The organism is Ochrobactrum sp. CGA5 (genome assembly GCF_006345815.1).
GTDB lineage: Bacteria > Pseudomonadota > Alphaproteobacteria > Rhizobiales > Rhizobiaceae > Brucella.
Map to the genome: position 1 here is coordinate 35,910 of NZ_VCIG01000003.1, position 23,767 is coordinate 59,676.

Below are 23,767 nucleotides of genomic sequence, written 5' to 3' on the forward strand. Positions count from 1 at the left end.
ATACGCGGCATTCATACCCCGCGAACACGGGATAATTGCAGATTTTTGATCAAAGAGGCTAAGATAATTAAGCCGAAACGGGCGGTGAAAGAGGCCGAACACAACGATATAGAAGAATATGCGTGCCGTCACAGTGGCAGAAGCCAGCGATGATCAATCCGCTGGAGCGAAGACGGTAAAGAGCGCTGCTCCGTCGCGATCGAGTTCTTCGACTGCCACCGCATAAGTGTCGCCTTCTTGCGATTTGAGACCAACTGCAGACGCATTCATCGCGTCGGATATCGCATCCTTGCTGCCCCAGAACTTGCCGCGCTTTGTCAGGTCTGCACCATCATCGGGAATAGCAAGGCTGAATTCCACCGCGCCTTTATCGATGCCATCGCAAATGAGGTTCGCCGATCCGGTCTTGATTGAAACGCTCATTATTCCTCCACGCTTGGTTGGTCCCTCATAGGGCACTTAACCTAACGTGCAGCCGGGAAAGTGTAAAATACTGGGTGGGAGAGAAGTTGCTGGTACGCCCAAGGGGAATCGAACCCCTGTTTGCGCCGTGAGAGGGCGCCGTCCTGACCGCTAGACGATGGGCGCTTAGGGCATGAAAGGTTGAGCGCGCCAATTGGTGCAATCAAAGCGAGCCGCGCTCCAAGCCATGTCGCTGATATAATCGCCAAAGAGAAAAAGCGCAATCCTCGAAAGCGAAACAAACAAGGCGGCAAAGTTGCCGCCCTGCTCAAACGCTGTCCGCTTTACTCGACGTTGCCGAGCCTGATGCGGCCTATAATGCGCGACTCGCGATAGTCATAAATGATGAGTTCTGTACCGCCGTCTGGCAGCAGGGTTTCCAGCGAAAGTTCGTTGCCGGAAAGGCTTTGCGAGAGAAGACGGGTGCCTGGCGTCAGATCAATCTGCGATTCGATCAGCTTCGGCGGTTCCGGCTTTACCGGAGCAGGCGCCGCCTGTCCGGGGATATCGGAACGGGCTTCTTCAACTGGCGGGGTTTCCGGCGCGCGATTGATCTTGTAGACAACGGCGACAAGCACCGCCATAAGACCTATCAGCATAACACCAATGGAGACGGCCAGGAGCCTGATCATTTTGCGGCGCACACGTTCCATGGCTGGATCAAGCGGGGGCTCAGCCTGTTCTTCCGGGTAATAGCCCTGCTGATAGTCCTGATAGCCTGAATCCTGATGATTCTGGTATCTCGGATAGTGTGGATCCTGCATTCAACGACTCCGGTTCGAACTTCGCCATACTATGGCGTGTGCCGCGTGATAGAGCATTTTGCAGCCAAATGGAAACATTTGACGCCGCACAAATGCGGTAAAACAAGAGAAGGAGCCGTTCTGACGATTTCGTCAAACAGGCTCGCTCTCATAGAGGCCCATTCTTTTAAGGGAAAGACACGAGTGAAAGAGCTTACGACCGACTCCGATGCCACAGGCAAGCGCCTCGACCAATGGCTGGCCGCAGCATTGGGGCCGGAACTCTCGCGCAACCGCGTTCAATCCCTGATTGCCGAGGGCCATGTGACCATCGACAGCGTACCCGCCCGTGAAGCCAAGCAGAAGCTGCGCGAAGGCATGACAATCGCCATCGTGCTGCCTGAGCCGGCAGCGGCCGAACCGATCGCCGAGAACATACCGCTCGATATTCTTTACGAGGATGATGATCTGATCGTGATCAACAAGCCCGCCGGGCTCGTCGTTCACCCAGGCAACGGCAACTGGACGGGAACACTTGTGAATGCCCTTATATATCATTGTGGCGATAGCTTGTCGGGCATCGGTGGAATTCGCCGCCCTGGCATCGTTCACCGCCTCGACAAGGATACAAGCGGCGTGATGGTCGTCGCCAAGAATGACCGCTCGCACCGGCATTTGAGCGAACAATTTGCCGACCATGGCCGCACCGGCGATCTGGAGCGGGCCTATCTCGCGCTCGTCTGGGGTATGACAGAGCGCCCGCAAGGCTTCATCGATGCGCATCTAGGACGCTCGCATCGCGACCGCACCAAGCAAGCCGTAGTCAATGAAGAACGCGAGGACGCCCGCCACGCTGTCACCCACTATACAACCGTTGAAAAATTCGGCCCGCGTGAGGATGCCACCGCGCTGGCCTCGCTTGTTGAATGCCGTCTCGAGACTGGACGAACGCACCAGATCCGTGTGCACATGGCGCATATTGGCCATCCGCTTGTCGGCGACATGGACTATGGCAGCGCCTACAAGACCAAGGCCAACAAACTGCCGGAACCATTGAAGGAGGCTGTGCGCGGCTTCCACCGGCAAGCGCTCCATGCCTGGCTGCTCGCCTTCACTCATCCAGCGACCGAGGAACTGATGCGTTTTGAAGCGCCGATGCCTGAAGATATGGAGCACCTTCTGGAAAATTTCCGGAAGCATTCTATATAATACTGGCAATCCTGACGGTTCGCCGGAATGGTGGACGGCATATAAACAAGAAGCTGATCCGACATCAAAATCGAGGGCGCGGTCGAAGCCGCTCTCTTATCACAAACAACAATTCATTTCAGACTAGAGCGCACCCCGAAAAGTGGGGATCGATTTTCGGAACAAGATGCGCATAAAATAAAAGACAGGGACTTTTCTCTGCTTCAGGAAATGCAGAAGATGCTCCAGCCATGCAACCTTTGGCCTTGAGCGGCGTTCACATTATAGTGACAGATTGTTTCATGAGTTAAAGGATCGTGTTTTCGCCAAAATCATGCCTATATATGAGGGCTCGCGAGAGGGAAGTGCAGGAGGCAGCCCCCGCGACAGGTTCGCCAAATGGGAACCTGAAATTATAAAGGAGGGTGCGCTATGGCCCAGATGAATCTCCCAAGCATCACATCCGGTGACGGCGGTCTTACCCGTTATCTGGAAGAAATTCGTCGCTTTCCCATGCTTGAGCCGCAGGAAGAATACATGCTGGCCAAGCGCTACCACGAACATACCGACCCCAAGGCCGCCCACAAGCTGGTGACGAGCCACCTGCGTCTTGTGGCTAAGATTGCCATGGGCTATCGCGGCTATGGCCTGCCGATCGGTGAAGTGATCTCGGAAGGCAATGTCGGCCTCATGCAGGCCGTCAAGCGTTTTGAACCCGAACGCGGCTTCCGTCTTGCCACTTACGCCATGTGGTGGATCAAGGCTTCGATCCAGGAATATATCCTGCGTTCGTGGAGCCTGGTGAAGATGGGCACAACCGCCAATCAGAAGCGCCTGTTCTTCAATCTGCGCAAGATGAAGAGCAAGATTCAGGCGCTCGACGATGGCGATCTAAACCCGGATCAGGTCAAACAGATCGCAACCAAGCTCAATGTCAGCGAAGACGAAGTGGTTTCCATGAATCGCCGTCTTTCCGGCGACGCTTCGCTGAATGCGCCCCTGCGCGCTTCGGAAGGTGAATCCGGTGAATGGCAGGACTGGCTGGTCGATGACAGCAACAGCCAGGAGCAGGTGCTGATCGAGCAGGATGAGCTGGAAAACCGCCGCTCCATGCTTGAACAGGCGATGGACACGCTGAACGACCGTGAGCGTCGTATTTTCGAGGCCCGCCGTCTTTCGGATGATCCGATGACGCTGGAAGACCTTTCCAGCGAATTTGGCATCAGCCGCGAACGTGTGCGCCAGATCGAAGTACGTGCGTTTGAGAAGGTGCAGGCGGCGGTGAAGGCTGCTGCCCACAAGCAGCAGACGGCGCTGAACCATGTCGAGGAAGCGCACGTCTGAAACTGATAATCCGCTGTTCTTTTACTGCCGCAAAGTGGGATGCCATTTTGCGGCAGACCTATTTAAGCGTTAGTGAGTCCCCTCGCCTTTGGCGAGCTCAAACCCCTCGTCTATCCAACCTGTCAGCCCGCCGGCCATGATTTTGACGGGCCGATCCAGATTGGCAAGCCGCAAGGCGCCACGGGCCGCGCCATTGCAATGCGGTCCTGCGCAATAGGTGACGAAAATCGTTTCCTCCGGCCATTCCGACATCTTGGACCCAATGATCTTGCCGTGCGGCAGATTGATCGCACCCGGAATATGCGCTTCTGCAAACAGCGCCGGACTGCGCACGTCGAGAAGCACGAAGTCGGCCCCTCGCAACAAGGCATCATGCACGTCCCAGCAATCCGTCTCGAACGTGAACTCGGCTGCAAAATGATCCCGCGCCACAGCGCTTGGCGCTGGCGGGATGGCTGTCACGGCTGATTTCTTGTCAGTCTTGGTTCCGCTATCCATGGACAATCTCCTGTTTATGTTCCCGGAGATTTTCGCCACTAGCCAAACAGCTTGCAATTGGCGTGATTGACAATATACGTAAAGATAATGACAAACCAGGCACCAGACCTCAAAGGCCCGCTCGTCGTAGCGCTGCTCTATGACCGGCTTTGCACTTTTGAATTCGGCATCGTTGCTGAAATTTTTGGTTTGCCCCGTCCCGAGATGGGAACGGATTGGTATCGCTTTGCAAGTTGTCCGATAGAGGCTGGTCCGCTGCGGGCACATGGCGGCTTTGTCATCATGCCCGATGGCGGCCCCGATCTCATCGACGATGCCGACATCATCATAGTTCCCGGCTGGAAGGGTGCGGACGTTCCGGTACCGGAAGCCACCAGCGAGAGGCTGCGGCGCGCGCACCGGCGCGGAGCGCGCCTCGCCTCCATCTGTTCGGGTGCGTTCGTGCTGGCTGCAACGGGACTGCTGGATGGCGGCACCGCCACCACGCACTGGCGCTATGCGGATGCACTGCGCAATAAACACCCAGAAATCGATGTCGATGATGCATCGCTCTACCGCGAGCATGATCGCATCTTCACATCCGCGGGAAGTGCAGCGGGCATCGATCTCCTGATTGAAATCGTCCGGCAGGACTTCGGAGCTGCCGCCGCAAATTCCGTTGCCCGACGGCTGGTCATGTCCGCTCACCGCACTGGCGGGCAGGCCCAGTTCCTTGAACGTCCGGTCACAAAACGCGAAGGTACGGCAATCGGACCTGTTCTGGACCAGATGCGGGGCGGTCTGGCAACAGAATGGACAATCGGGCGGATGGCGGCTGAATGCAGAATGAGCCCCCGCACGTTCCTGCGGCGCTTTACCGAGGCAACTGGCACCACGCCTGGCGACTGGCTCACCATGGAGCGGATCGCCGCGGCCAAGGAACTGCTTTCCCAGGGACTAGCAGGCATTGACGATATTGCCGCTGCAGTCGGCTTTGGAAGCGCCCACACGCTTCGCCATCATTTCCGTCAGAAAATTGGTATCAGCCCGGCGGAATATCGCAAGCGGTTCCTCGCAGAAACCGTCATCCAGCCGATATAAAATTGTCAAATCTCTGTAATGGATTGGCTTTAGGGACGTGGTGTGTTTCACCCAAGCCCTGAAGGTCGTCCCATGAAAAAGCTCCTGCTCGCCGCAGCCCTTGCTTTTACCGCTGCCACCGCCGCATCTGCTTCCGAATATGTTTCCTTCCTGGATTATCCGCAGAAGGAACAGGACGGGAAGGAGTTCTTCACCGCCATCGAAATTCCGCAAGGCAGCTTCACCAAATACGAAATTGACGACAAGACCGGTCATATCGTCGTGGATCGCTACCAGTCCATGCCTGTGATCTACCCGGCCAACTATGGCTCGATCACCAGCACGCTTGCCGGCGACGGTGACCCGCTCGACGCAATCGTCTACACGCGCGAGCCGATTGTTCCGGGCGCGATCATCAAGGTTCGTCCCATCGGCGTCCTGAAGATGATCGATGGCGGCGACCAGGACGACAAGATCGTCGCTGTTCCGACCACGGATATCGATCCGACCTATGACAACATCAAGGAAATCACCGATCTGCCGAAGATCGAACAGCAGCGTCTCGAAGCCTTCTTCCGCATCTACAAGCAATTGCCGGAAGGCCGTAAGGTCGTTGAACTGGGCGGTTTCGACAGCGCTGAAGCTGCACAGAGCGAAGTCGCCAAAGCCATCAAGGCTTTTGTCGACAAGAAATAATCAGCGCGATCCTGATCGCTTCAAAACAAAAAGGCCGCTCGAAGCGGCCTTTTTCTGTTTCGATGCGTAAGACTAATTTGTACCGAGAACGTCGTTGAACGCCTTCTCACCCGGCACGCCCTTTTCCAGACTGATCAGCGCGCGGCGACCGTTGCGGTAGGAGATCGGAATGTCGATCCACTGTAGACGGCGCATCAGTGAAAGATTGGTATCCTGCGCAGTGCGGGCGTCGTTCAGCCACACGATGAAGAAGTTATCGCCAATTTTAGAAGGCACGGCGATCAGCGGATTGCCTGCCGCCTGTTCCGTATCCTTGAAGGTAATACGCTGCACATTATCCACAACGCCGCCGGGGAATCCTTCCGGCACGGTAAAGACCAGCTCGATCAGGTGGCTCGCCGGAATAGACTGATCCATGTTCTTTCGGATAGTCATTTTCAGCTCAACCTTGCTGTTGGGCATCGTAACCGTGCCTCGAATCGCCGGCTGGGCAGGCTGGCCATCTTCGGGGCTTTCCTCAATCGTCGACCAGACCACATTGCCGCGTTCAACCGAGTCCGAGCCGGGGCCACCGCGTTCCTCATAGAGAAGCGCCTGCTGTCCGACAGCGACCGTCTGATCCTGACCAGACTGTCCACCGTTCTGCGTATTCGTTTCGGCAGGTGCGGGCGTGGAGGCGGCCGTGGACTTACCTTCGCCGATCCCATTCGCACCTGCGGCAGGTCCGCTATCGGTTTCGCTCCCGTCAGGCATCAGCCGCTGGGTAAACTTTGGCTCACTTGCAGGCTGCTGCGGCTGCTCGCCACCCGTGGTCGCCGTGTTGGTGTCGGTTGAAGGCGTCGAACCTTCGGGATGCGTTTCGTTATCGGAACCGGTCGCAGGCGCGTCGCTGCGTCCAAGGCTCGATGCCAGTTCCTGAATCTTGTCCTTGTTGGCCCAGACCGCATAGCCAGCCCCACCAAGAACCAGCACCGCGACGAGAGCTGCTATCAGCCCCTTATAGGAGCGCTGCTCTTTCTTGGAAGTGCGTTCGATATACTCACTGCGCCGGGCCTGCGCCTTTTCCTTGGCGCGGTCCAGTTTCCAATCGTCGCTGCGCTGGGCTGCAAAGGCCGGGACATCATCATCTTCGCGGGCGAGGCTGCCGCGACGCTCGTCGCGCGGCGTATTGACAAACGCAGGCTCCTGCTCACCTCCATGAGACGGGGTGCGCTCTGTCGCGGCCTGATTCGCCTCTTGGAAAAAATCGTCCAGCGCATCCTCGACCGGCTCTTCGGGCACGACGGCGGGCGGCGCATAAAAAGCTTCGACCTCGGCAATGGCATCTTCGAGAATATTGCGCTGGCGGACAGCCACAGCCTGCGAGGCATTCGCCGTGACAAGCTTTTGCTCGATCGTTGCGCGCGCTTTTGCGTAAACGCGCTGGCGCAATTCAGGCGACTTGTCCGCCTGCGCATCGATCGTCTTTTTCAGTACCGCTACAAAATCCGCCATTCCGTCTTACCCGGTTTCCGCCCATCCAGATGAACAATAAGCACAGGATGCAATAAATGTCCCAATAATCACAATAATCAAGGGAAAGCAAAGTCTCCGGCTATGATTTGGCGAAGACTTTCAAAATGATGCGGTGAAATAGTGGCAAAATTCACCCTGTTGCGAAGCTCTGTGCGGCTGATTGCGTTCATTGTACAACGGTCAAAACAAAAACGGAGCAGCTTCGGAAAAAGCTGCCCCGAACATGTCGTTCATTAACTGCAAACAATCAGTCGTGAAACGGATCGGTGACAAGGATCGTGTCCTCGCGTTCCGGGCTGGTGGATAGCATCGCCACCGGCGCACCGATCAGTTCTTCGATGTGACGAACGTATTTGACAGCCTGTGCGGGAAGATCGTTCCAAGAACGCGCGCCTGCGGTCGTTTCCGACCAGCCCGGCAGTGTCTCGTAGATCGGCTTCACGCGCGCCTGCGCACCCATGGAGGACGGCAGATAGTCAATGCGCTTACCGTCAAGTTCATAGGCAACGCAGATCTTGATTTCATCCAGACCGTCGAGAACATCGAGCTTGGTCAGCGCGATGCCGGTGATACCGGAGGTGCGAACCGTCTGGCGCACGATCACGGCATCGAACCAGCCACAGCGGCGCTTGCGACCCGTCACCACGCCAAATTCATGGCCCTTGGTGCCAAGGAATTCGCCGATCTCGTCGTTCAGTTCGGTCGGGAACGGACCTTCGCCAACGCGGGTTGTGTAGGCCTTGGTGATGCCGAGCACATAGCCGATTGACGTTGGGCCAAGGCCCGAACCGGCAGCAGCCTGACCGGCAACCGTGTTTGAGGACGTCACGAAAGGATAGGTGCCGTGGTCATTGTCGAGCAATGCGCCCTGTGCGCCTTCGAACAGGATGCGGTCGCCCGCCTTGCGGCGTTCGTCGAGAACACGCCAGACCTGATCAATGTAAGGCAGAATCTGGTCGGCAACCGAGGTCAGTTCAGTCAAAATGGTTTCGACCGCGATTTCCTCAAGGCCCATGCCGCGACGCAGCAGATTGTGATGTGCGAGCAGGCGTTCGACCTTCGGCTGCAGCGTTTCGGGCTCGGCCAGATCGATAACGCGGATGGCACGACGGCCGACCTTGTCCTCGTAGGCTGGGCCGATACCGCGCTTGGTCGTGCCGATCTTGAGGCCCGAATTGGAGCCTTCGCGCATGGCATCGAGATCGCGATGGATGGAAAGGATGAGCGGGGCGTTTTCAGCAATGCGCAACACGTTTGGATTGATGTCGATGCCCTGCGCGCGCAGCTTCTCCACTTCGGAAACGAAATGATGCGGATCGACAACGACGCCGTTGCCAATGACGCTGAGCTTGCCGCGCACAAGCCCCGATGGCAGCAGCGAAAGCTTGTAGCTGACGCCGTCGATAACAAGCGTATGACCTGCGTTATGACCACCCTGGTAGCGCACGATGACATCGGCGCGTTCGGACAGCCAGTCAACGATCTTACCCTTGCCCTCATCGCCCCATTGCGATCCGACGACAACCACATTTGCCATTGAAGAAACTCCTTGGCTTCTATTTGAAAATCCAAGGATCAAAGCGGCCCGGTCATCGCCAGCGGAGGCTACAGGGTGCTGATCCCTCGTCTCTATACAGATTGAAACCGGATTACGCGACTCTTTCGTGCAAGAAATTCGCGATTTTTAGTGCGAAACGTGGAAAAGCAAGACGCTGAGGTTGCTTGGGATTCTCGTACTAGCCAGCCAGAATCGGAATATCTGCGACCTAACCGGCGCGGACCATGTAAAGAGCGTCTTCCGAATAGCTCTTGAGCTTTTCCTCAAGCGCCGGAAGTTCTCGCACGACAAAGCCCTTTTTTTCCCAAAAGCCCTGCGAAGCATTGACGGCAACGAGCGACATGGTGACAAAACCATCGCGTTCGGCCTGCAAGGCCATCAGCTCGACGACGCGCGTGGCAGCACCGCTGGAGCGGGCTTCGGGCAGAAGCGCAATATCGTGGATATAATAAGTATTGGTATCCTCGGGCAATTCGCCCAGAACGGAATTGAGAGCCGGGACTGTATCCAACTTCCAAGGGTGGCTGATGCCATAGCCGAAGATTTCCGCATCACGGGCAAGCACGTAACAGCCCGCCGGATAAAGTTTGAAGCGGTCCCGGAAGACCGCCTCATCTTCAAAGAAGTCTGGATGGACAACATTAGCAACAGCGGTCACGCTCGCAATATCCTGCTCGTGCATGCGCCGCCACTCCGGCTGTACCATCGCTTCAACCATTTTCTCAAACTTCTCCGACGTTGAACTCAAGCGGTGTTGCCGCCTTGATTGCCTCTTGAGCCGTCAGTTCGTCAAGTGCCGCCTGTGGAATCTGTTCATCCACATAGAGCATCGCGATCGCGTCGCCACCCGGATGGTCGCGTCCGAGCGAGAAGTTTGCGATGTTGATATTGTGCTTGCCGCAGATCGTGCCAAGCAGGCCGATCATGCCCGGAACGTCCTTGTTGGTGACGTAAAGCATGTGGGGACCGACCTCGGCATCAAGATTGATTCCCTTGATCTGGATGAAACGCGGCTTGCCATCCGAGAAGCAGGTTCCGGCGATGGACCGTTCGCGCAGCGTCGTCTTCACCGTCAGCTTGATATAGCCATCGAAGATGCCGGACTTGTCGCGCTTGACCTCCGAAACAATGATGCCGCGTTCCTTCACCATGATCGGTGCCGAAACCATATTCACATCGGCAACCTGCGGACGGATGAGGCCAGCCAAAGCCGCACTCAACAATGCGCGGGTGTTCATCGTGGCGGTAACGCCATCGAAAAGCACTTCCACTTCCTGGATCGGCTCGTCGGTCACCTGACCGACAAAAGCGCCAAGCACATCGGCAAGCTTGACGAACGGCTTCAGGCGCGGCGCTTCTTCCGCCGTGATTGATGGCATATTGATCGCGTTGGAAACAGCGCCCTTCACGAGATAGTCCGACATCTGTTCGGCTACCTGAAGCGCGACATTTTCCTGCGCTTCCGCCGTCGACGCACCGAGATGCGGCGTGCAGACGACATTCGGTAGTGAAAAGAGTTCGTTTTCCGTCGCCGGTTCCGTTTCGTAGACGTCAATACCGGCGCCTGCGACATGACCGGATTTCAACGCCGCGACCAGATCCTTTTCCACGATCAGCCCGCCGCGCGCGCAATTGACGATGCGCACACCCGGCTTGGTCTTGGCGAGGTTTTCCGCGTTGATGATATTGCGGGTCTTGTCGGTCAATGGCGTGTGCAGCGTGATGAAATCGGCGCGGGCGAGAAGTTCGTCCAGCTCGACCTTTTCAACGCCCAGTTCCTGCGCACGGGCTTCGGACAGGAACGGATCGAAAGCCACCACGTGCATTTTCAGACCGATCGCACGTGTGGCAACGATCGAACCGATATTGCCGCAGCCGACGACGCCGAGCGTCTTGCCGGTGATTTCCACGCCCATGAAGCGGTTCTTTTCCCACTTGCCGGCGCGGGTGGACGTGTCGGCCTCCGGCAATTGCCGGGCGACAGCGAACATCAGCGCGATAGCGTGTTCGGCAGTGGTGATCGAATTGCCGAACGGCGTGTTCATGACGATGATACCGCGGCGTGACGCCGCCGGAATATCGACATTGTCGACGCCGATGCCGGCGCGACCAACGACCTTGAGTTTCTTGGCGGCCGCGATCAGCTTTTCCGTGACCTTGGTGGCCGAACGGATCGCCAGACCGTCATAATCGCCGATGACTTCGAGAAGCTTTTCCTTGTCCTTACCGAGATCGGGCAGGTAATCGACTTCCACGCCGCGATCCTTGAAAATCTGGACGGCAGTGGGCGAAAGCTTATCGGATACGAGAACGCGAGGTGCCATGGAGGCCTCCTTCAAACATCTTCAAACCATGCATTTCCTGCAATGATGCAGACCATTCTGCTTCAGGAAACGCGCTGTAAAGGGGAATGCGGACCGCGACCGTCCCAACACGGCCACGGCGTCATGCATGACATGTTCAGGCGGCAGCTTTCAGTGCAGCCTTCTGCGTTGCAAAAGCCCAATCCAGCCAATGCGTCAGAGCCTCCAGATCGGAAGCTTCCACCGTTGCACCGGCCCAGATGCGCAGACCAGAAGGTGCATCGCGATAGGCGCCGATGTCATAGGCAACGCCCTCTTTGTCGAGCGCCGTGACGATGCCCTTGGCGAAAGCGGCCTGCTGGTCGGCAGACAAGGCAGTCACTTCCGGGTCGACAATTGTAAGGCAGACTGAGGTGTTGGAGCGTGTTTCCGGCTTGACCGCCAGATTGGCGATCCACGGCGTGTTTGCGACAAAGGCGTCAAGAACCGCAAAATTCGCATCGGCGCGCGCAACCAGCGCATCGAGACCGCCGAGCGATTTTGCCCATTTCAGCGCATCGAGATAGTCTTCCACGCAAAGCATGGACGGCGTGTTGATGGTTTCGCCCACGAAGATGCCTTCGATCAGCTTGCCGCCCTTGGTCATGCGGAAAATCTTCGGCATCGGCCATGCAGGCTTGTAACTTTCCAGGCGCTCGACAGCACGCGGGCTGAGGATCAGGATGCCATGTGCACCCTCGCCGCCCAGCACCTTCTGCCAGGAGAAGGTGACGACGTCGAGCTTCGGGAAATCAAGGCGCTGCGCGAAAGCGGCAGACGTTGCATCGCAGAAGGTCAGGCCCTTGCGATCTGCCGGAATGAAATCGCCGTTCGGGACACGCGCGCCGGAGGTGGTGCCGTTCCAGGTGAAAACGACATCGCGGTCGAAATCGACCTGCGAAAAATCGACAATTTCACCATAGGGTGCTTCAAAAATGCGGACATCTTCGAGCTTGAGTTGCTTGGTTACATCCGTGATCCAGCCCGAACCGAAGCTTTCCCACGCGACCATATCGACGCCGCGTGCGCCGAGCATAGACCAAAGCGCCATCTCGACAGCGCCAGTGTCGGAAGCCGGCACTATACCGATACGGTAATCGGCAGGCACTTGAAGAACTTCGCGGGTAAGGTCGATGGCTTCCTTGAGCTTGGTTTTGCCGATCTTCGCACGGTGCGAACGACCAAGCGCCGCATCGACCAGCGCATTGAGCGACCAGCCGGGACGTTTTGCACAGGGACCAGATGAAAAATTAGGATTAGCCGGGCGAACTGCCGGCTTCGCAATCGTCGTCATGTTATTTCTATCCTCTCAGATAGCACGCGTCTCGTTGGGGAGACGTGGCCCACTTACTGGGATAGCCGAAAGCGCATTTTTCCTCAATATGGCTTTGAGAGAATATTTTCACGAAACTCGCCCGGAACAGTCCGGGCGAGTGGAATTTAATTATCGCGTGACAGTTTGCGTCTCTGATGGCGCTTCTTCCATACGCGCATAGTAGCTTGCGATGAGCGCGCCGGAGATATTGTGCCAGACACTGAAGACGGCGCTCGGCACAGCAGCAAGTGGGGAGAAATGCGCGTTGGCGAGAGCAGCGCCGAGCCCGCTGTTCTGCATACCGACTTCCATGCTGATCGCCTTACGCTTGGCAAGCGACAGGCCTGCGAAGCGCGCCGCGAAATAGCCAAGAAGCAGACCACAGCAATTATGCAGCACCACGACTGCGAAGATCAGCAGGCCGGACTGTGCGATGTTCGCCTTGTTGACCGCAACGACAGCTGCCACGATCAGCACGATACCGGCCACCGACATGAGTGGCAGCATGGGTACCGCAGCCTTGACGAGACCCGGAACAAGCTTTTGGAGAATGAAACCGAGCGCAAGGGGCACAAGGATCACCTTCACGATGCTGATGAACATGCTCATCGCATCGACCGGCAGATACTGGCTGGCGAAGAACCAGACCAGAAACGGCGTCACCAGGGGTGCCAGTAGGGTGGTGACACTTGTGCAGGCAACGCTTAGCGCAACGTCGCCCTTCGACAGATAGGTCATGACATTACTGGCCGTTCCGCCAGGACAGCAGCCAACCAGAATCACGCCCGCCGCGACTTCCGGCGACATGGGAATGATGCGCGTCAGCAATACTGCGAGCAGCGGCATGATGATGAACTGTGCGAACACACCGATGGCGACCTCGAACGGTCGTTTGGCGACTTCCGCGAAATCCTTGCCGGAAATCGTCAGCCCCATCCCGAACATGATGATGCCGAGCAGAACGACAATCCAAGGCGCAAAAACACTGAAGGTGGATGGAAGAACAAAGCCGAGAATGGCAAAGACAATGACCCAGACAGCGAATGTCCGTCCTACGAAATCTGAAAATGCTGCGATTGCTTTCATTACCCTCTCCTCTTCAGGAAATGCGTTCAACGCATTCTCTCACCTGTAAGGACTTGGGCTGCATATGAAAACGGAAATTTCGATACTGCTAAAATAATGAGCAGCGAAGCGGGCCGCAAGGCCCGCCGAGATTACCAGGTCGTAAAGCGCACGCCTGCACGCAACTGATGGGACTGAATGTCCTTGTCGCTGAGCGTAAGGCCTGCCGCACTTGCAATGTCCGCGCCTTCGATGACCCCATAACGATAGCCGATATCGAGCTTGATGTTGGATGCCACGTCGATACCCACACCCGCCATCAGCGCCCAAGCGAGACGATAATCATCGTCCGTCTTGTAATCGCCATAGGCCGTATCAATGGAATAACGCACATTGGCAACACCAAGACCTGCACCAAGATAAGGCGTAAAGCCGTAATAATGGCCGATATCGACATAAGCATTGGCCATCATGTCCCAGCTACGGACATCGACGTCCAGATCGTCGAAACTCTGCTTGGAATAGCCAAGTGTCACGTCGCCGCGCAGATTATCCGTGAACTGATAACCCACACCGATGGACGGCATGACATTCTTGTCCAGATCATAGCTTTGCGACGCGCTCCAGAAAGACGTCTCCGTCTGAACCTTGACCTTGGATGAGAGATTGTAGCCGATATCGCCGCGCAGATACCAACCGGACCCGACCTCGACCGGCTGCTGTACCGGCGCACCCGGTTCAAAGCTGACCATATCGAGATCTGCAGCAAGAGACTGCGACGCGATACATAATCCGGCCAGCAGAGCTGCCGTCGGACAGAAAGCACGCCATTGCATAGACATGATAAAATCCCCGCTTATGAATATTTCATCATGTATGAATGAACATGGTTAAGATCGCATAAATATAAGGGGATATTTACAGTGCTTCTAAATAAAAAAGAGGCCCGGATGACCGGGCCTCTTTTTGTCTCGGTTATTGTTTTTACTTGTAGACAGGACCGTCTACGATGGTCGAAACCTGCTGCGGGGCGTAAACCGGACCTGTACCTCCGAACATGTAGCGCAAGCCGACGCGCACATCGTGAACGTTCATGCCATTGTCGCGACCATCACCGATCCACTGATTGCCTTCAAACATCTTGCCACCATTGATGTGGCGGTAGCGATAGCCTGCATCAAGTTTAAGGTTCTGTGTGAGATCCACAGACGCACCGGCCATGAGTGCGTAGGTAAAGCGCCAGTTGGCTGCGCCTTCCTGTGTGCCGCCATAACGTACGTCATCAAGATCGCCCCACTTAACGCGAGTACCGCCGATACCGGCGCCGACATAGGGCGTAAAGCCAGCAAAATTGCCGAGGTCGACATAGGCATTCGCCAGAATGGAGAGAGCGGAGAACCGTCCGCGCTCATCGGAAGCGCAGTTGATGTCACCGTTACAGGCCGAGCCGTAGGTATGACCGTTGAACTTGGCGCGTGTCATGTAATCGACTGTCAGATCGGTACGGAAATAATCCGTCACCTGATAACCGACACCGCCGCCCACAAGGAACGATCCCTTCAGATCGCCATAGAGCGTGTTGCTGCCAAAGGTCGGAGAGCCGCCACAGGTCGCGCAATTATCGATAGTCGCGTAGTCGGCGTCCTTGAACTTGGCCTTGGAATAGCCGATATCGCCGCGCAGATACCAGCCACCGACTGCCGGCGGAGCGACGACGACTTCGGGAACCTCTGGAACGGATTCAATGATATCGGCTGCAAGCGCGACTGGCGCAGCAGCCATCAGGGCAACCGATGCCATCACACCGGCAAAAAGAGTTTTCGTACGACTTTTCATATGTCTGCCCCATCGGAGAATCGCGCCGCCGAAAGCGACGGTACTGATGTTTGAGGGGGAGACTATTCGGCAAAAGTTAAATACAACTTAACCTTGTTTTTTAACCAACCAAATTAATATTTGCTAATTTATGACGAGCGATCTGGCCCACTGTCTCAATGTGCATCGCGAAAACTGTTTCCACTTTCAGGACGCACTCCAAACACAAAAGCGCGGGTCCAAGCCCGCGCTTTTGCTGATATTTTTCGCAGTGATCAGGCGGCAGCGCTGCCTTCAGACGAGATCACATCGATAATGTCGTTGACAACCTTTTCCACCAGACCACGATCATCACCTTCCGCCATAACGCGGATGAGCGGTTCCGTACCGGACGGACGGATAACCAGACGCCCCTGAACGCCAAGGCGCTCGGTTGCCTCGTCAATTGCGCTCTTCACGCGCTTGTTCTCCAGTGGCTTGCCGCCAGCGGTGCGCACGTTTTTGAGAAGCTGTGGCACCGGATCGAACTTGCGGCAGACTTCGCTGATCGGCTTGCCCTGCTCCTGGGCAACCGCAAGGATTTGCAGCGCCGAAATCAAGCCGTCGCCCGTGGTTGCGAAATCGGAAAGTACGATATGGCCGGACTGCTCTCCGCCAACATTGAAACCATGCTCGCGCATGTGCTCGACCACATAACGGTCACCCACCTTGGTGCGGGCCAGCGTCAGGTGACGGTCGGCAAGGAAGCGCTCAAGTCCAAGGTTGGACATTACTGTAGCGACAATTCCACCGCCTTCGAGGCGGTCGGTTGCAGCCCAACTTTCAGCAATAACGGCCATCAACTGATCGCCATCAATGACCGTACCATTTTCATCAACGAGCAAGACACGGTCAGCATCCCCATCGAGCGCGATGCCGACATCGGCGCGCACTTCGTGAACCTTCTTCATCAGGCCGATAGGATGCGTCGAACCGCAATCCTCGTTGATATTGATGCCATTCGGCTCGTTATTGATGGTGATGACTTCCGCACCCAGCTCCCATAGAGCGGCAGGGGCAACCTTGTAGCCCGCGCCATTGGCGCAATCGACGACAACGCGCAAGCCGTTCAGGTCGATATTGCGCGGCAGCGTCCGCTTGGCGAACTCGATATAACGGTAGATATCACCGTCGACGCGTTTCGCACGACCGACGTCACCATGACTGGCCAAATAAGGAGTCAGATCGCTCTCGATCATCGCTTCGATCTTGAGCTCGATGTCATCGGAAAGCTTATATCCATCAGGACCGAAAAGCTTGATGCCATTGTCATAGAACGGATTATGCGAAGCGGAGATCATGACGCCAATATCGGCCCGTAACGAGCGACAGAGCATAGCGACGGCAGGCGTCGGGATCGGGCCGAGCAGGAACACATCCATCCCGGCAGCCGTGAAACCGGCCACCAATGCGTTTTCCAGCATATAGCCGGAACGGCGCGTATCCTTGCCGATCACTACGCGCGAGGCGTGCCCCTTGCGGCGAAAAATGTGACCGACCGCCATGCCAACTTTCATGGCAATTTCCGGTGTCATCGGAAAGCTGTTTGCCTGTCCGCGAATGCCATCGGTTCCGAAATATTTCCGTGTCATCAGTTTCGCCTTGCGTTGAGCCATGAACCGCTCTCTATGTCTTCAAATATATGCCGCCCAAAATAATCGGCGAACAATAGCCGCCGGTTGGCGGACAGCAGATTTTCGCTGTTCTTAACGCGAAAACCCTCACAAATGCAATTTCGCCTTTGGCTGCAGGTTCAACCGTCCCACGTCCAAAGTCGTAATCTGGCGCAGCATGATGCGCCGAAATCCTTAACGAGCCTTTGCGGCAAGCCCATAAAAAGCCGGATAGCAAGAAAGCCGGGACAAGCCCGGCTTTCTTTATTCAACTTAGAGCACCTTATTGCGGCTGCGGCTCCATACCGGGTTCGCTGCCCGGCTCACTACCCTTGCGCTTGCGTGGGCTTCCGGCCTTCGGCACACCCGAACCACGCGAAGGCGTATCGTTGCCCTGATCGCGCGATGGCTTGTTACCCGCAATCAGTTCCTTGATCTCGTCGCCCGAAAGCGTTTCGTATTCGAGCAAGCCTTCGGCAAGCGCAATCCAGTCCTTCTTCTTCTTGGTCAGGATGCGGGTTGCCTCGGCGTAAGCCTCGTCGATCAGGCGACGCACTTCGGCATCGATGATCTGCGCGGTTTCTTCCGAAATATTCTGCGTGCGGGATACCGAATGGCCAAGGAAGACTTCTTCCTGATTATCACCATAGGCCACACGGCCAAGCTTGTCGGAATAGCCCCACTGCGTCACCATCGAACGGGCGAGCTTGGTGGCCTGTTGAATGTCGGAGGAAGCACCGGAAGTGATGTTTTCCTTGCCGAATTTCAGCTCTTCAGCCACACGGCCGCCCATCATGATGGCAAGACGAGAAACCATCCACGTATAGGTCGCCGAATAACGGTCGCCTTCGGGAAGCTGCATCACCATGCCGAGCGCACGGCCGCGCGGAATGATCGTCGCCTTGTGGACCGGATCGGCCTTCGGCACGTTGAGCGCAACGATGGCGTGACCTGCCTCGTGATAGGCCGTGTTGGCTTTTTCTTCCTGCGTCATGGCGGAGCGGCGTTCCGCGCCCATCATGATCTTGTCCTTGGCGTCCTCGAATTCCTGCATGGTCACAAGGCGCTTGTTACGGCGTGCGGCCATGAGGGCGGCTTCGTTGACCAGGTTGGCGAGATCGGCGCCAGAGAAGCCCGGCGTTCCGCGTGCGACAATCTTGAGATCGACATTGGGTGCAAGCGGCACATTGCGCACATGCACTTTGAGGATCTGTTCGCGACCAACGATATCCGGATTCGGAACCACGACCTGACGGTCGAAACGGCCCGGACGCAGCAGTGCGGGGTCGAGAACGTCGGGACGGTTGGTCGCCGCAATCAGGATGATCGATTCATTGGCCTCAAAGCCATCCATCTCGACCAGAAGCTGGTTGAGCGTCTGTTCACGTTCATCATTCCCGCCGCCGAGACCGGCACCGCGATGACGGCCAACAGCGTCGATTTCGTCGATGAAGATAATGCAAGGCGCATTCTTCTTGGCCTGTTCAAACATGTCACGGACACGGCTTGCACCGACGCCGACAAACATTTCAACGAAGTCCGAACCGGAGATGGTGAAGAATGGCACGTTGGCTTCACCCGCAACCGAGCGCGCCAGCAGTGTCTTACCGGTACCGGGGGGGCCAACAAGCAGGACGCCGCGTGGAATCTTGCCGCCCAGACGCTGAAACTTCTGCGGGTCGCGCAGGAACTCGACGATTTCCTCCAGATCCTGCTTGGCTTCATCCACACCGGCCACATCCTGGAAAGTCACGCGGCCATGCGCTTCGGTGAGAAGCTTGGCCTTGGATTTGCCAAAGCCCATCGCACCACGCGAACCGCCCTGCATCTGGCGCATGAAGAAAATCCACACGCCCAGGATCAGGATCATTGGCAGCCACGACAGGAGAATGCCGACCAGCGAGCTGGAACCGTCAGTTTCAGGGCGCGCAGTGATCGCGACGTCCTTGCTTTCAAGGCGCGAGACAAGACCTGTATCGCCTGGCGAATAGGTTTGGAAAGTCGAACCGTTGTCAGCAAAAGTGCCGGTGATCCGCTGGCCGGTGATCGTAACCGATTTCACGCGACCGTTGGATACGTCGTCAATAAACTGCGAATAGGAAACTTCACGGGAATTGGAGCGCTGACCTGGACTTTGGAACAGGTTAAACAGCGCGATCAAAAGAAGAGCAATGATCGCCCAAAGGGCGAAGTTGCGATAGTTCGGATTCATATCGGGTCCAATCGATACCACGGCCATTCCGCGGGCACGGAACGATGTTTCGGTCTAACATAGGATCGAAGGATGGCCTTGCCAAGGCGCGTTCGACCCCGCATCCTCGATTCTTCTCACTCTGGTTTATAAAAAGAGCATTTCCAGCAAAAGTGCGAGGCGTTTACGCGGGAAAATCAGTTCACTGGACTGATTTCTTATCCCGCTTCGATGCATCGGATAATGTGTCGAAACAAAAATATAGAGCGTTTCAACGATTCTGTTGCCCCGGAACCGCTCTAGGACATTTCCGCGCAGATACGTCCGATGCGGGCTTCCACGGCCCCTGCGAGATCGAAATCATGCCCCGGCAACACGTGGTCGAAGATCGCAAAATGCCGTTCGATATGAATGTCATGCGGGAAACGTCCACCGGGCAGAAAAGGCAAAGCGAAAAGCCCGCCATCCCGATAAAGGGCCGGCGAAACCAGCAAGGCCTCACGCTTTCGAGCTTCGATTTCGAGATTCTCCGACTTCAGGAAGTCAGCAAGTTCCTGCCGCCCCGGTGCCGCGATCTCAAAATCCGCACCGCCTTCGCTCAAGAAACGGAATCGGCCGTCCCAGACAATCGGCCTGCCCTGCCCCAGGCGTAGCTTCGGCAGGTTGCGTTTTTCACGGCGAAACCGATGTGGTGATCTGCTGTCGCCGCGCTCGATCAGGGCGCCGAATACGGTTAGGCGATGATCGACATCGTCCCCAGACAGAACCCGTTCAATGCGTGAGCGTTCGCTATCCCCCGGCAGGAAGCGCCGTCCGCCCGCAATGGCTGCCAGCAATCCGGCGAAGAGCCGTCTCACATTGACAGGAAGCACGGCGTAAAGCTGCGGATCGACGAGCAAGGCACCAGTCGCATCAACGCGCAGGCTCTCCGGCTCGCCCAGTGCTGCAACCAGAGCAGCATTGTCCCGCGTGCGTGACGCGCCAGCCTCAGCAATCTGGTCGAGAACGGCCTGCCTGTCAGCCTCGGCGGCAATGCCCTGACGAACTCTCGGCCGTTCATATTCCGTGTTGGCATTGCTGGGATCATCTATCCAGTTGATACCCCTGCTCCGCAATTCATCCCGCAAGGCCTGCCGGGAAACGGAAAGCAACGGGCGGTCAAGTTCGACCGCGCCGTCCAGCCGAGAGCGTGAGGACATCGCTGCAAGCCCCCGCGCCTCGGCATGAGCGCTGCGCTCCTTGCGCATCAGAAAGGTTTCGATCTGGTCGTCCTGCGTGTGGCCTGTCATGATCAATGCACCATCCGCCTCCCGCGCCGCCTGTACCAGCAGGCGATAACGCGCCGTGCGCGCAGCAGCGGCAAGTCCGCTTGCCGGCTTGGCTTCATCCCAGACAAGAATGCGGTGCTCGATCCCGTATTGTTGGCAAAGCAGACCGACATTCTCGGCCTCGGCCTTCGATTCAACACGCAATTGATGATCCACCGTCACGGCGATCAGCCGTGGCGGCTCCTCGAGCATGGCCATATAATCCCGGAGGAGAAAAAGCAGAGCGAGAGAATCGCTGCCGCCCGAAACCGCAGCGATGACGGCCTTGGTCCGCTCAAATCCGAATGGCTCGAATAATTTGGAAATATTGCTTGGGCTAAGCCCCACGAAATAACTCCGCAATCAGCACTTTGCGCGGCTGCGCTCATCGGCAACGCGCTTTAAAATGGCAGGCGCTGCCTTGGGGTAACGTTCTGGAATCTGTGCGAAAGTCGCGCAGGCGACATCGCGATTGTCCATCTTTTCAAGCGTCATGCCAAGCTTGAACATGTTTTCCGGCGCACGCTTCGAATCGGGATAATCCCGCTGCGTATCGATGAATACTGTCGCCGCTTCTGGATAGCGCCCCTGGCCATACAGCGATTCTCCGAGCCAGAAACGTGCTTCCGCCGTGTTGGGATCCGCCGGATAGCGCTTCACATGCTCGCGAAAACCGGCTTCGGCTGCCTTGTAGTCACCCGACATAAGGTATTGATAGGATGCCCGATAAAGAGAATTCGGATTGTCGTCGGCCGGAAGGGATGCGAGCGTATCGTCGGCTATGGTTCCGCCCGCCGCGGCGTCCGGCTGCACCGCGCGCGGTGTAGCATCAAGCGTTTCGCCAATTACATTCCCATTGGTGTCGAAGCGGATAGAGCCGAGCGTTTGCGGCGGCTCGCCACGTGCCGGCCCGCCCTGTGCGGGCACACTCGAACCAATAGCCATGGAATTGGCGCTAGGAGTCTGGCCGGCCACGCTTTGCGCGGCATTCCCGGAAACCCCGCTATCAAGGTTTCCGCTATTGCTCTGGCTGGACCCGGCATCGGCAAGCGATGTGTCGCCGCCAGCCTGCCGAACATCCACATCGGCACGCTTTCCGGTTTCCAGAAACTGGAAGCGGCTTTCGTTTGCTTCCTGCATTTTCTGCATCTGATCCTGCATTTCGAGGATCTGGAAATTCATGGCTTCCGCACGCGCGCTTAGTGACTCTGCAATCGCGGCGGGGTTTCCCATGCCCTGTGCACAAAGGTCGGTTCCAAGCGATGCTGCGGCAACAGCAGGTTCATCTCTTCTGGTAGAAGCAGAGTTTACACCATTCTTCTTTTCCAGTTCTTCAAACCGGAATTCGTTATCTTCCTGCATCTTCTGCAACTGATTGTCGGTGAACGAAATCTGGGCGTCAACATCCTCGACCTTGCCGGTCAGATTGCGTACCAGTTCCTGCTGCAGGCCGGGGCTCTGATAGCCGCCCTGCCCGGCACCGGCACCGGCACCGCTATCCCGCATGGCATCATCAAGAATCGCCGTCGATCCGATGCTGATCTGGTTGCCTGTGGCACCGCGCCCCTTCTCCAATGCCTGAAAACGCGCTTCATTGTCGCGCTGGATTTTCAGCATCTTGTCGCGAAGCTGCAATATCCGGGCGTAGGATTGGGCGTTTTGATGCGCCAGATTGCAGACCTGTTGCGAAAACTGATCCCCGCCGGGAGTGCTTGCCTGCGCGAGCTGAATTTCCCCCTGCGATGAAACAGACGCCGCCAGAGCCGGAACACTTGCCAAAAGCGGCAGCATGGCAATTGCCAGTGTCACTTTCCTCATTGGTTTCCTCATTCCCTTTTGCCCCTGCTAATTCATCCATCCGATTAACATCCAATTCGGACAGAACCGGATGATCAAGTGCTGCGCCTAAACAGGCGCTGAATAGGTTGCCGCATAACGAGAACCGCCCCTGTTGGAACAGGCCCGTTGGAACCGCTCTATCCATTTGCTCTTAAGCACATCTTTATCCCGAAACCGGTTCCCACGTTCGAGAGACATGCTCTTGCTCCGCTTTTAGAGTATTTCCCGCAAAAGTGCGAAGCGGTTTTGCGGGAAATACAAAAAGCGAAGGCCTTGTGACACTCACTATGACAAGTGCGACTTCGGCCAAAGTTTGTCGAAAGAGTATATCTGATACTGCAAATACGAAAAAAGCGGCCCGAAAGCCGCTTTTCCCTTAACACTGTCAGTTGCCGCCGGTTAGCTGCCTGCACCGTTGAGAACGGTGACGGCGCGGCGGTTCTGCGACCAGCACGAGTCGGCATCGCAAACCGCGACTGGACGTTCGTTACCGTAGGAGATGGTGCGCATACGGTTGGTCGGAACGCCACGCGAAGCGAGGAAGTCACGAGTGGCAGCAGCACGGCGCTGACCGAGAGCGAGGTTGTACTCACGTGTACCGCGTTCGTCAGCATGGCCTTCGACGGTGATCGAGTACTGCGGATAACGCAGCAGCCACTGGGCCTGCTTGGAAAGCGTCTGCTGTGCATCGGCGCGGATCAATGAAGAATCGAGATCGAAGAAGATGCGATCGCCGACATTGACCGTGAAGTCCTGCGAGGAACCCGGCGTTGCAGCGCCTGCACCGAGACCCAGATCACCGGCATTGTTCGGAAGGTTCTTCTTGGACGCACAACCGGCAACGGCGAGCGACATGAAAAGGGCGATAGCGATCGGGCTACGTGCAATCGACTGGATACGGCGCATGGGCCGGAGCTCCTTAAGATTTGATGTTCCTGCGTAACCATCCAATAATCATATTGAGGTTAAGACAGGCTCAAGAAGTATGGTTAATTTTTTCTTGCGGCCAAGTGCAGCCGGCGATTTCCGGCAGCAATTCTGGTTCTAGCCCTTGCGGGTAAAATACGGCAGAAACACGGCTTCCCGGTAATGATTGTGGCAATTTGGACATCCCTACCAAAAGGGCGCGGCAGTTGTATCTGAGGATAATGCGATAAAACAAAGAGTTAGAGCGTTTC

General features: G+C 56.6%; 20 protein-coding genes and 1 tRNA gene. 4 read left to right on the forward strand and 17 right to left on the reverse strand.

Annotation, left to right across the window (positions count from 1 at the left end):
* Positions 1–153: 153 nt before the first annotated feature.
* The 3 genes from FJQ48_RS03010 to FJQ48_RS03020 form a co-directional block, all read right to left on the reverse strand.
* Complete coding sequence (locus tag FJQ48_RS03010; protein WP_139973737.1) at positions 154–423, reverse strand: hypothetical protein; 270 nt, start codon at positions 421–423, stop codon at positions 154–156.
* 90 nt (positions 424–513) lie between these two features.
* Positions 514–588 (reverse strand) — tRNA-Glu (locus FJQ48_RS03015).
* 158 nt (positions 589–746) lie between these two features.
* Positions 747–1,226 carry a hypothetical protein gene (locus FJQ48_RS03020; protein ID WP_139973738.1) on the reverse strand — a complete coding sequence of 160 codons (480 nt, stop codon included), beginning with the start codon at positions 1,224–1,226 and terminating at the stop codon, positions 747–749.
* A gap of 183 nt (positions 1,227–1,409) precedes the next feature.
* On the opposite strand from FJQ48_RS03020, the gene FJQ48_RS03025 reads away from it, so the two are divergent.
* Together FJQ48_RS03025 and rpoH are read left to right on the forward strand one after the other, a co-directional pair.
* Positions 1,410–2,414, forward strand: a complete 1,005-nt coding sequence (locus FJQ48_RS03025; RefSeq protein ID WP_139973739.1) for an RluA family pseudouridine synthase — start codon at positions 1,410–1,412, stop codon at positions 2,412–2,414.
* Between the two features lie 411 nt (positions 2,415–2,825).
* Positions 2,826–3,737: an RNA polymerase sigma factor RpoH gene (rpoH, locus tag FJQ48_RS03030; RefSeq protein WP_139973740.1), complete on the forward strand. Its 912-nt coding sequence runs from the start codon at positions 2,826–2,828 to the stop codon at positions 3,735–3,737.
* Between the two features lie 69 nt (positions 3,738–3,806).
* Here the strand turns inward: rpoH and FJQ48_RS03035 are convergent, their stop codons facing one another.
* Positions 3,807–4,235: a rhodanese-like domain-containing protein gene (locus FJQ48_RS03035; RefSeq protein ID WP_139973741.1), complete on the reverse strand. Its 429-nt coding sequence runs from the start codon at positions 4,233–4,235 to the stop codon at positions 3,807–3,809.
* Between the two features lie 87 nt (positions 4,236–4,322).
* Here FJQ48_RS03035 and ftrA point away from each other — a divergent pair, with 87 nt between their 5' ends.
* Together ftrA and FJQ48_RS03045 are read left to right on the forward strand one after the other, a co-directional pair.
* Positions 4,323–5,315, forward strand: coding sequence for a transcriptional regulator FtrA (gene ftrA / locus FJQ48_RS03040; protein ID WP_139973742.1), 993 nt, complete (start codon positions 4,323–4,325; stop codon positions 5,313–5,315).
* A gap of 72 nt (positions 5,316–5,387) precedes the next feature.
* Positions 5,388–5,990 (forward strand): inorganic diphosphatase, encoded by a 603-nt coding sequence (locus FJQ48_RS03045; protein WP_139973743.1) that lies wholly within the window; start codon positions 5,388–5,390, stop codon positions 5,988–5,990.
* A gap of 72 nt (positions 5,991–6,062) precedes the next feature.
* Here FJQ48_RS03045 and FJQ48_RS03050 read toward each other — a convergent pair whose 3' ends face one another.
* From FJQ48_RS03050 to pal, 13 genes are all read right to left on the reverse strand, one after another.
* Positions 6,063–7,484 carry a transcriptional regulator gene (locus FJQ48_RS03050; RefSeq protein ID WP_139973744.1) on the reverse strand — a complete coding sequence of 474 codons (1,422 nt, stop codon included), beginning with the start codon at positions 7,482–7,484 and terminating at the stop codon, positions 6,063–6,065.
* A 268-nt stretch (positions 7,485–7,752) separates the two neighbouring features.
* Positions 7,753–9,042 (reverse strand): adenylosuccinate synthase, encoded by a 1,290-nt coding sequence (locus tag FJQ48_RS03055; RefSeq protein WP_139973745.1) that lies wholly within the window; start codon positions 9,040–9,042, stop codon positions 7,753–7,755.
* Between the two features lie 229 nt (positions 9,043–9,271).
* Positions 9,272–9,781, reverse strand: coding sequence for a GNAT family N-acetyltransferase (locus tag FJQ48_RS03060; RefSeq protein ID WP_139973746.1), 510 nt, complete (start codon positions 9,779–9,781; stop codon positions 9,272–9,274).
* Positions 9,782–9,785: 4 nt separating this feature from the next.
* A complete protein-coding gene (gene serA / locus FJQ48_RS03065; protein WP_139973747.1) occupies positions 9,786–11,387 on the reverse strand; it encodes a phosphoglycerate dehydrogenase in 1,602 nt (533 codons plus the stop codon).
* Between the two features lie 136 nt (positions 11,388–11,523).
* On the reverse strand, positions 11,524–12,699 hold the full coding sequence (locus FJQ48_RS03070) for a phosphoserine transaminase (protein ID WP_139973748.1): 1,176 nt from the start codon (positions 12,697–12,699) through the stop codon (positions 11,524–11,526).
* Between the two features lie 150 nt (positions 12,700–12,849).
* A complete protein-coding gene (locus FJQ48_RS03075) occupies positions 12,850–13,806 on the reverse strand; it encodes a bile acid:sodium symporter family protein (RefSeq protein ID WP_139973749.1) in 957 nt (318 codons plus the stop codon).
* Between the two features lie 131 nt (positions 13,807–13,937).
* On the reverse strand, positions 13,938–14,627 hold the full coding sequence (locus FJQ48_RS03080) for an outer membrane protein (RefSeq protein WP_139973750.1): 690 nt from the start codon (positions 14,625–14,627) through the stop codon (positions 13,938–13,940).
* Between the two features lie 142 nt (positions 14,628–14,769).
* Positions 14,770–15,621 carry an outer membrane protein gene (locus FJQ48_RS03085; protein WP_139973751.1) on the reverse strand — a complete coding sequence of 284 codons (852 nt, stop codon included), beginning with the start codon at positions 15,619–15,621 and terminating at the stop codon, positions 14,770–14,772.
* A 254-nt stretch (positions 15,622–15,875) separates the two neighbouring features.
* Complete coding sequence (gene glmM / locus FJQ48_RS03090; protein ID WP_139973885.1) at positions 15,876–17,231, reverse strand: phosphoglucosamine mutase; 1,356 nt, start codon at positions 17,229–17,231, stop codon at positions 15,876–15,878.
* A gap of 304 nt (positions 17,232–17,535) precedes the next feature.
* On the reverse strand, positions 17,536–19,464 hold the full coding sequence (gene ftsH / locus FJQ48_RS03095; protein ID WP_139973886.1) for an ATP-dependent zinc metalloprotease FtsH: 1,929 nt from the start codon (positions 19,462–19,464) through the stop codon (positions 17,536–17,538).
* Positions 19,465–19,742: 278 nt separating this feature from the next.
* The gene (gene tilS, locus FJQ48_RS03100; protein WP_139973752.1) at positions 19,743–21,098 is read right to left on the reverse strand and encodes a tRNA lysidine(34) synthetase TilS; all 1,356 of its coding nucleotides are present in this window, start codon (positions 21,096–21,098) and stop codon (positions 19,743–19,745) included.
* A 15-nt stretch (positions 21,099–21,113) separates the two neighbouring features.
* Positions 21,114–22,580 (reverse strand): tol-pal system protein YbgF, encoded by a 1,467-nt coding sequence (gene ybgF / locus FJQ48_RS03105; RefSeq protein WP_139973753.1) that lies wholly within the window; start codon positions 22,578–22,580, stop codon positions 21,114–21,116.
* A gap of 408 nt (positions 22,581–22,988) precedes the next feature.
* Positions 22,989–23,495 (reverse strand): peptidoglycan-associated lipoprotein Pal, encoded by a 507-nt coding sequence (pal, locus tag FJQ48_RS03110; RefSeq protein ID WP_139973754.1) that lies wholly within the window; start codon positions 23,493–23,495, stop codon positions 22,989–22,991.
* Positions 23,496–23,767: the final 272 nt, after the last annotated feature.